The organism is Vibrio plantisponsor (assembly GCF_013041605.1).
Classification (GTDB): Bacteria; Pseudomonadota; Gammaproteobacteria; order Enterobacterales; family Vibrionaceae; genus Vibrio; species Vibrio plantisponsor.
Map to the genome: position 1 here is coordinate 1 of NZ_JABEQC010000026.1, position 9,157 is coordinate 9,157.

At 39.6% G+C, this 9,157-nt stretch carries 8 protein-coding genes and 3 pseudogenes; all 11 read left to right on the forward strand.

What is annotated here, in order from left to right; genetic code table 11:
- The first annotated feature begins 721 nt into the window (after positions 1 to 721).
- Positions 722 to 1,093 (forward strand): hypothetical protein, encoded by a 372-nt coding sequence (locus tag HKI82_RS20140; RefSeq protein WP_171138998.1) that lies wholly within the window; start codon positions 722 to 724, stop codon positions 1,091 to 1,093.
- Positions 1,094 to 1,240: 147 nt separating this feature from the next.
- On the forward strand, positions 1,241 to 1,936 hold the full coding sequence (locus tag HKI82_RS20150) for a DUF5677 domain-containing protein (RefSeq protein WP_102943139.1): 696 nt from the start codon (positions 1,241 to 1,243) through the stop codon (positions 1,934 to 1,936).
- Between the two features lie 694 nt (positions 1,937 to 2,630).
- Positions 2,631 to 2,957, forward strand: coding sequence for a DUF4144 family protein (locus tag HKI82_RS20155; protein ID WP_171138999.1), 327 nt, complete (start codon positions 2,631 to 2,633; stop codon positions 2,955 to 2,957).
- A 134-nt stretch (positions 2,958 to 3,091) separates the two neighbouring features.
- Positions 3,092 to 3,598, forward strand: coding sequence for a P-loop nucleotide/nucleoside kinase family protein (locus HKI82_RS20160; RefSeq protein WP_171139000.1), 507 nt, complete (start codon positions 3,092 to 3,094; stop codon positions 3,596 to 3,598).
- Between the two features lie 254 nt (positions 3,599 to 3,852).
- Positions 3,853 to 4,941: a PAAR domain-containing protein gene (locus HKI82_RS20165; protein WP_171139001.1), complete on the forward strand. Its 1,089-nt coding sequence runs from the start codon at positions 3,853 to 3,855 to the stop codon at positions 4,939 to 4,941.
- An 8-nt stretch (positions 4,942 to 4,949) separates the two neighbouring features.
- The gene (locus HKI82_RS20170; RefSeq protein WP_146027678.1) at positions 4,950 to 5,345 is read left to right on the forward strand and encodes a hypothetical protein; all 396 of its coding nucleotides are present in this window, start codon (positions 4,950 to 4,952) and stop codon (positions 5,343 to 5,345) included.
- A gap of 267 nt (positions 5,346 to 5,612) precedes the next feature.
- Positions 5,613 to 6,539, forward strand: a pseudogene (locus tag HKI82_RS20175) (hypothetical protein).
- Positions 6,529 to 6,957 carry a hypothetical protein gene (locus HKI82_RS20180; RefSeq protein ID WP_171139002.1) on the forward strand — a complete coding sequence of 143 codons (429 nt, stop codon included), beginning with the start codon at positions 6,529 to 6,531 and terminating at the stop codon, positions 6,955 to 6,957. The pseudogene HKI82_RS20175 and the gene HKI82_RS20180 overlap by 11 nt, the downstream one beginning before the upstream one ends.
- Before the next feature lie 250 nt (positions 6,958 to 7,207).
- Positions 7,208 to 7,489, forward strand: a pseudogene (locus tag HKI82_RS20570) (type VI secretion system PAAR protein); the annotation flags it as partial.
- Between the two features lie 854 nt (positions 7,490 to 8,343).
- Positions 8,344 to 8,784: a hypothetical protein gene (locus HKI82_RS20195; RefSeq protein WP_146027679.1), complete on the forward strand. Its 441-nt coding sequence runs from the start codon at positions 8,344 to 8,346 to the stop codon at positions 8,782 to 8,784.
- 154 nt (positions 8,785 to 8,938) lie between these two features.
- Positions 8,939 to 9,085: pseudogene (locus HKI82_RS20575) on the forward strand (P-loop nucleotide/nucleoside kinase family protein); the annotation flags it as partial.
- Positions 9,086 to 9,157 lie beyond the last annotated feature (72 nt).

Genomic DNA, 9,157 nt, shown 5'->3' on the forward strand with positions numbered 1-9,157 from the left:
TATTTAAAGAAGTTGTGTTTTCATATTTGAATACGCATATAACAATAAATTTAAGCAGATTCGTAACGCTCGGCATTTTTGCTTTGAATCAGCTTCAGTGTTTACGGCACAATGGTTTAGGTTAGTGGTAGCGTTACTCACTACTTAATTTGGCGTTAGCTGGAAAATTAAAAGAGCAGTTTTATTCCGTTTTTGTGGTTCAAGCTTTACACCTGAAAGCCCCCCGTATTTCAACTATCTCGCCAGTGGCACTTCAATTAAATAGTCGAATCTAACCGAGCCGTTTACTTTTAATGGTGTGTCTGTCGAGTTCTTTGGTGTGGCTTCTTTGACTTTGAAAGAGGTTCGTGACTAATAAAGTTCTTCGCTTGTTATGGTTGGCTTCATCGTAATTTTTCTCAGTCAGTCATGTTTCGTGGGCTAGGCTTCAGTTTTATAGCTGTCCCTTTTACATTGTGTTCGTATAGTCATAATGTATTTCAAATTATGCATTTGGGTGCAAACATCAAGCTTCAACGTAACCAGCTAACAAGGCGCTTAAGTCGGACTGCAAACCTATGGCGGTTTTGGTTCAATTGGCTAGTGTGTTTACGGTGTTTATTTTGGGTTTAGTGATGTTTGCAGCCACTTAGCTTAGCGTTATGTCTCTGAACTAACACAACTTTTGTTCTCCGTCTCTGTTTGTATTAATATGGGGTTCGCAATTTAAATAGAGTTAACTATGTCCATACCTAATGATAAGCAACTAAGGTTATTTGAGTCGCTTTTATCAACTGTAATTGATAAGTTTAAAGAATCACAATTTTTAGCGTTTTCGGCGTTAGGGTTAATTACTTGGCTACTTAGTTTATTCTTTGACTCGGACAAAACACAAAGTTTCAATCTGCTTTTCTACATAATCATAATTGCTCCTTTATTCATGGAATATCGATTAGCTGTTGAGAAACACACATCAAAAACAATGAGGGCATTAGCTAAAATTAGTGAAATTTTAGCGATGGGTATTTTGTTGTATTTTCTTGTGGTTGTTGCTGACATTGGAACAGCTACTAACCAAGAAAGCACTGTGGAGAGCAGCGCAATAGTCAACTAAGAGGCTGAGACATAACAAACGTTCAAGAGCGATTCGTAACGCGTGGCAATTTTGCTTTGCGTTGAGTAAAGTGTTTACGGCGCAATGCGGAAACTTCTGTATTGCGTTACTCACGCCTTAACGTGGCGTTATACGAATGGGGAAACTATGAACGATGAATTTATGAGTGTTTGGGATGAGTATGTTGCTTTTAGAAACTCTAAACTCGAAGGTTTACACTTCTATGATCAGCGTTCAAAGTTTATTTTAGCTTTGTATGCGCGCATCAATTCTTTATGTGAAGAAACCCTCACTTTAGTTTCAAATGGCTGCTATGTTTCGCCGCAGATCTTGATGAGGAGTACCTTAGAGTCATACGTTGATCTGCGATGTTTAATAAAAGATGAGAATTACGTTAATTGTATTTTTGCTGCTGAAGCTGAAGCTGAGCATAAAAACCTTTCTCACTACTCATCCGAAAATCCTTATTACCAAGGTACTCAGCCAGTTTCGTCTAGTAAGTTGGAAGAACTTAAAATTGAGAAATCAAAAGGGTTAAACATCTACGAACGATTTAAAAAAGCAGAGTGTGGAGACTTGTATCGCACAGTGTATAACAACCTTTGTAGATATACTCACGGCAATATTAGTGCGCTTGCTTCAAAGAACTTCGAAAATGACAAAGTTGTAATTAGCCGTAAAATAAGCAACGCTGATTTACTATTTATACTATCTTCGACTATCAATATCGCACTATCATCATCAATTGATGTACTTGAGTACTTTAGCGCACCGGCGTGCGAACAAGAACATTGCACTAGAATGAACGAGAAAATTAAAGTCTTGTGCAAGAAATTCGTATAACAAACAATTTAAGAGGGATTCCCAACGCTTGGCACTTTTGCTTCTACTTCAACATTAGTGGTTACGGTACAATGCTTTAGGTTTGGGGGGTAGCGTTGCTCACCCCTTAATTGGGCGTTATGCTCCAGAAACCTCATAGAATCACGGTTTCTCATGTTGGCTAAAAAGCGTGTGTCAAAAATTTGAATTGATCATAAAGGATTAACTAGAGTGTATTTTTCAAAAACAAACATTGTTTACTTAATCATTTTTTTGGTCGGGTTTGTATGTGTTTACACTTATGTAAATATAGCCAGTGACTGTGTCACGGAAATCAGTACAACAGAGTGGGTAGATGATGAGGGAGTGAAACATATGATAAGTTCGTCGCAAAGAGAATGTGATATTTTCTAACCAGTAACTGACGTTGTCTAAACACTAAGAAAGGACTAGCCCTTAACCCATTTCCAGCAAAAGATGCTAAAGGTTTTGAGAAGTACATAAATTCATCAGAAGACCTGAAGTTTCATGCAAGAAGTTAATCTTGTTTTATTGTTTTGGTTTTAGCGTCGGGAGCATAACAAGGCGTTTAAGACGGATTCTCAACGCTTGGCATTTCTAGTTTGAATCAATTTTAGTGTTTACGGCACAATAAGTTAAGTTAGGTGGTGGCGTTGTTCACCACTTAAGCGGGCGTTATGTTTATGGAGGCAAAATGATTAATTGGCCATGTGTTTTCAAGCTAGATGGTGATGCGGAGCTAATGTTTTTGTCTTCAGAGACTCAATTGGCTAACGAATTTGATGCTCTAATCTGGGATAGTTCAGACCGTCTGATCGATAGCCGCGGACAATGTTATTTAGTCAGTTTTTCAGACGGAAACTATCGATTTGATGTCGAGGGAAACGTGCTCTCTTTGGATGCAGTTACTCAGTTAATTCGAGAACATGAATTTTCAAAGGCAGAGATGTGTCTTACAAAAATACAGTTTCCATCTATCGAAAAAGCCATTATGTCTTTAGCAACAGAGAAACAAACATAACAAGGCGCTTAAGTCGGACTGCAAACCTGTGGCGGTTTTGGTTCAATCGAGTAGGGTGTTTACGGTGGTTGTTTTGAGTTTGGTTGTGTTTGTAGCCACTTAGCTTAGCGTTATATGCAATATATGGAGGTCAATTGAATAGTCCAGTTTTATATATATTTTCAGGTCTTCCTGCTTCTGGAAAGTCAACACTTGCGAAGTTGCTAGCAGCTAAAACTCGTTCATTTTATTTGCGTATTGATACCATAGAACAAGGACTAAGAGACCTTTGTAGTTTTAAAGTGGAAGGTGAGGGTTACCGTTTAAGCTACCGAATTATCAGGGATAATTTGGAGCTTGGAATCCACTGCATCTCTGACTCATGCAATCCTATTGAGCTTACTCGACGTGAATGGCAAAAGGTAGCAGCGAGTGCGGGAGCTAAGTTTATAAATATAGAAGTGAGTTGCTCAGATAGTTGTGAGCATGAGCTAAGGGCTAATTCTCGTCACAATGAAGTTGAAAATTTAAAACATCCTACTTGGCAACAAGTGCATAATCGCCATTATGAAACGTGGCAAACAGATGTAATTAAAATCGATACCGCAGGTAAAAGTATCGAAATGTCATTTGCAGAACTCATTGAAAAGCTGGGTGTATGAAATTGCATATAACAAGACGCTAAAGAGGGACTGTAAACGCATGGCGGTTTTAGTATAAATTGAGTTTTGTGGTTAAGGTGGTCAGTTTGAGTTTAGCGTAATGCGTTTCCAGCCCCTTAGCTTGGCGTTAAGTGCCACCTACCGTCTGTCATATGTACGTGAAAAATAGATAAAATGTGAACTTCTACGAAATGTTTCTAGTGGTGTTATGTGAAACTCCAGTTATTTACAAATAACGATAAGAGTCATTAACAATGTTCAGTATTGGTATCGGTTCAAAAACTTCCACAGGTGGGGAAGTTGTGGAAGGAAACAATGGGATCATGATGAATGGTCTCGTTGCTAGTTCAGTAGGTCATAAAGCTACATGTAAGTCAGGACGTAAAGAGTGTCGAGGCATAGGACCAATTGTTGCTGTGGGTCCGAGGGACGTAAATTTACCAGCAGGTCCATCAGCAAGAGTCGGTGATTATGTAGATTGTGGTTGCCCTCCAGGTTCAAACGTGTTGCTTGGTTCTAGCAGCGTTAAAATTGGCAGCTCTTCAGTTGCAGTTTCCGCTCAGCAGTCACTGTCGAACATGAATTCGGCAACTTCCTCTTTCGGTGCAACATCTAATGCTAGTTCATTGGCAGATAGTTCAGCTCCTCAAATTAATCCTAAAAACATGTATTGGCCACCTTATAACTCGTTAGCTCCAGAGGGTGAAAAAGAAATCCAATTGGAATATGCGCAAGATATTGTGAAATTTGCGGTTTTAGCTCCAAAAGAATGGAAGGCATTCTTTGATACATTTGATGCGGTAAAGAATTTAAAAGACACAGTAACAGGGTTATACGACGCAAGAGAGACAGCAAAAGCCTTAGGTGGTGTCGGTGTTACTGCGTTTGTCAGAACGGTTGATGGCGTTGATTACGTTATCCTAGAAAATTATAAATATTGGACTCAAACTTTGTTACATGGTGGTGTGTTTAAAGCCGACAATCCACGAGTAGTCAAGCTAGGTTTAGGGGCTTTAGATTCTGCAAAGGGAATGGTTCGTTACGTTAAAGTAAGCGCACCTATGGAGATTTTAGTTGGGTCTGCGATAAATGTGCTTCAATTCATTGTTAACGACGAATATACGTTAGCCAAATTAGGTGTGGATCAGGCTAAACTTCTTGTTCACGTATTAGCTGTTGCAGGTGTTGCTTTGGGTGCGGGTGCTGTATTTACCGGAGCTGCAGCAACCGTCACAGGTAAATTAGTTATTCTGGTTCTGTCTAATGCATTTGTCTGGGGTGTTGATAAATGGACTGACTTTGAGAAAAAAATCATCGAACAAACAATAAAACTAGGTGAATGATGCTTAGGTTGACATTTGTATATATATTAGCAATCACATTCTTTATTGGTGGTTTTGGTTTTTTTAGTCACTTATTTATATGGCCGTTTTTTAATGTATCTCCAGAAATAGTGTCTGCGGATCCATACTATTTTGTGTCTTTAATATTAGGAGTAAGTGCAGGTTTTTTTATGATGGCTCCTGTAAACATATTATCTAAGCATCTGCGTGGAAAAGAGCTTAAGATAAAGACATTGGCTATCATCTCTATATTTTTTGGGATGTCGGCTCTAGTTTTAAATATATTGCTCTATAGTAAGGTAATATCACCCCTTGGGTTGACTGAGTGTAGCGCTAGAGCTGGTTACAATAAAAACTTACTGATTGATTATGTAAAAAATATTGAAGACTGTAGGTTGGATTAACAGGCACTTAACAAACGGTTGAAGAGGGACTACCAACGCTTGGCTGCTTTGGTTCAAATCCGCTTTAGTGGGTAGGGTTGTTATTTTTAGGTTTAGTGTCAAGCGTTGTTAGCCCCTTAACCGGGCGTTATGTTCTTTGTTGATATTTGCAGGCAATTTGTTACCTGTGAGCAAGTTTTTGCCCTGTCAATTTTGAAGTTATCATGCAGTTCCAACAAGATAAATAAAGACGGCACAAACATGACAAGAGATTTTAGTACGTACAACATGCGATGGATTGAAGGGGATACTCTTCCAGAAGCTCCTAAGCCCAGACTTTCTCCAAAAGAAAAATATCTAAAACAACTTCAAGAAAATCATCGACAATCTGAAGAAAGCTGGGCGTATGTTAAAGCGAACGAGGAGCGGTATGCTGCACATCGGGCAGAAGTGTTTGCACGTCGGAATGCTTCACAAATACTCGATGAATCTCTCAGCGATACACTTAGTTCACAGTGTTCGTTAGAAGAGGAAATGGCGAAAAATCACCAGCATGTACTTATTGCCGACTTAGAGGATGCGCATAAAATTTTACACAACGTTTGGTTGGCGTCAGGCCGTGATGTGGCTGCAATAGCTACAAGTATCAATACATCTAAAAGTTGGTTCAACCATACCGAACCGATGTTTAACGCCCGCTCTATTGCGAAGCAGTTTGGTGATATGGGTGTTAAGGCTGATTTAGTGGAGAGCAAAGGCAAAACCTTTGTTGCATTTTCTGGTACAGATAAAAACGGCAAAGTTTTAAAACATGCCTTTGTAAACGGTACTCGAATTAAGATGGATGGCAAAAAGTACCCACTGAACTCTTTCAAATCAATGCAAGCAGGATTTAGTCCCAAATCAAAAGCGGCCAATTTTAAGGGCGCAGCGGCATTAACATTTGTGGTGTCGGCAAGCATCGCAACGACGGATCTGGTGTTCAAAGATGACTACCACTTAACTGATTGGTTTGGTAATGTCGGCTCGGACATGTTTAAAGCTTAAGTGCAGTTTGGCGCGGGAGAGGCCGCATTATTAGCAATGGCCACATTTGGTCAGCCTCTTATTTTGGGTGCTTTAGCGTGTGTTGCTGCTTATATCATTGTTGAGTTTGTATGGGGTCATTTTGATATTTCCAATAGAATTGTAGAAGTGTTAGAAAATGTCACCTAAAAGTAAAGTGCGATTGGCTGGGTTATTTTTAATATTATTATTTATTCCATCTTGGGCTTGGATAAGTTTTCAGGTATTTCAAGATTATCTTGCATTACTCAATCAGGAGCCGATTGTAAGGGTATCTGTTATTACATTGTGGCTTCCTATTGGCTTCTTGGGAGTGGTATTATGCTTGTTGGTAATATCTCCTAAGTCATTGTTTTATGGGCGTAAGGTTAATGAAATTTACTCTAGTAAAACAATGAGATTAGTAAAGAAGATCAGTATTTATTTTGCATTGGCTGGTGTGGCATTTGCTGCCGGTTGGACCTATCACTCCATTGATTTGTTAGAACGATATGGATATGTTTATAGCCAAAATCTTACTAAAATAACTCCCACTGGTATTCATTTAGTTTATGTTCGTGCGAACTGAACAATTTTGAGTACGAACATAACAAACTGTTTAAGAGTGATTCGCAACGCGTGGCATTTTCACTATGCGTTGCGCTTAGTGTTTCAGGTGGTATGCGGCGGCATCGGTATTGCGTTGCTCACACCTTAACAGAGCGTTAGCCCACTATCGCAAAGTTTGGAGTAAGTTCACAAACTAGAATAGTTGATTGTTATTCGTGGTGGTGCATATTGATATAATCTTCGGACAAAATAAAGATAGGACGAACGTTATGTCTAAAGGCGTTAAAGTTGGCGATATAGGTACTGACCATGATGGTTTTCCACCCACTCCTGTTACGGCAGGCTCTCCTGATGTGAAATTTGATGGCCAACCCGCAGCAAGGGTTGGAGATCCGTTAGCTCCACACGATAAACCCAAGCATCCCCCTCATGGACGTACCATTGCGTCCGGTTCATCAACCGTCAAAATAAATGGTAAACCAGCAGCCATTACTGGTGGTGCAATTAGTTGCGGAGGGGTAACGATTGGTAGTGGTACAGTGTACATCGGTGATGTATATCAGCCTGCGGAAATGTTTGCGTTATCATCTTCATCGTCCTCAACAGAATCTCAAGTTGCTATTCAAACTAAAGCTCAAAGTGCGCATTCCTCAGCGAATGTAACCGAAGTTGCTACTGCGAAAGCCGCTCAAATCCCACAAGGTTCAGGTTATTGGCCACCGTATGATTTTACTAAAAGTGAACAACTTGATGTTGAGTATACCCAAAAGGTTGTTGACCTAGCGGTTATGTCGTTAGAGGAAGCTGAAGAGTTTGCTAATAACTTATGGTTGGAATACAGCGGCAAAGATACGTTAGATAACGCCAAAAAAATCTGGGATGGTGCATCAAATGCTAAGGATGCCTACCAACTCGCTAAAGGGTTAGGTGGCATGGGTGTTGTAGCTTATGTAAAACCTGCCAACGGTCAAGACTATGTAATAATTAAAGGTTACAAAAAACACCTAAAAACTCTCGTTAAAGGTAACCGTTGGCGTGCAAATAATCCTCAGGTTGTTCAGCTTGGTTTGGGCACAAAAAATATGGCGCGCAACATGCTCAAAGTAGGGTTGGTTGTCGACATAACCTTCGCTATTTCGATAAATGCCGTTGATGTTTATGTGCACGATGAAAAAACAATGGAAGACCTAGTGGGTAGTTCGGGTGCTGATATTGTGAAAGGTGTTGTTGCTACGGGGGCAGGAACTCTAGCCGCAGTTATAGTCGCAACTGCTGGCGCTCCCTTGTTAGTTAGTGGGTTAATTTTTGCTGGTATGTCCGTCGGAGTCGGTATTGCTCTAGATTGGGCTGACAATGAATTTGGGGTGTCTGATTCGTTAGTTGATTTGTTGAAAAAGGGTAAATAATGAAAAAAATACAAATCTCAGGGATTGTTTTTTTTGCACTTTTTCTTGTTGGTTATTTGGTAATTGGAACGCCAGAAGAATTGGCGCTTCCCTTTCTGCCATTAGATCTAAGAGTCAGGTTGCTTGGATACCCATCCTACATTGCATTAGCAATTCTTCCTCCTTTACTCCTAGGAGGCATTGGCATAATGACGCATCAGTTATGTCATCCACAAAGAGAAGTGAGCTCTTATAGTAAGGTATGGCTCAAAGTTGCTTATATATCACTAGCGATAGGTTTACTTGCTTTAGTCTCAAGAGGTTATCTCGGCTACCAAGTAACTAAATCTGGTTATGTAAAGTGTATCAATGAATCACGAACTTCTTCTAAAAATAGCTGGAGGGTTTATGCAAAAGATTTAACTTTGTGCAAGTCTTCATCTGGTATAGCTGGCGGTTAAAAACTGGGCTAACAAACAATTTAAGAGTGATTCAGTACGCTTGGCATTTTTGGTTTAGGTCAATTTTAGTGATTAAGGAGTTCAAATTGGGTGTTGTGGTTACGTGCTTCACACCTTAATTGGGCGTTATATGCAATATATGGAGGTCAATTGAATAGTCCAGTTTTATATATTTTCAGGTCTTCCTGCTTCTGGAAAGTCAACACTTGCGAAGTTGCTAGCAGCTAAAACTCGTTCATTTTATTTGCGTATTGATACCATAGAACAAGGACTAAGAGACCTTTGTAGTTTTAAAGTGGAAGTGTAGTGGTCAACTAAATTTGGCCACGGTTTTAGAGTTTTTCCAATACAGTAGTTCAGATTCATTGGGTGT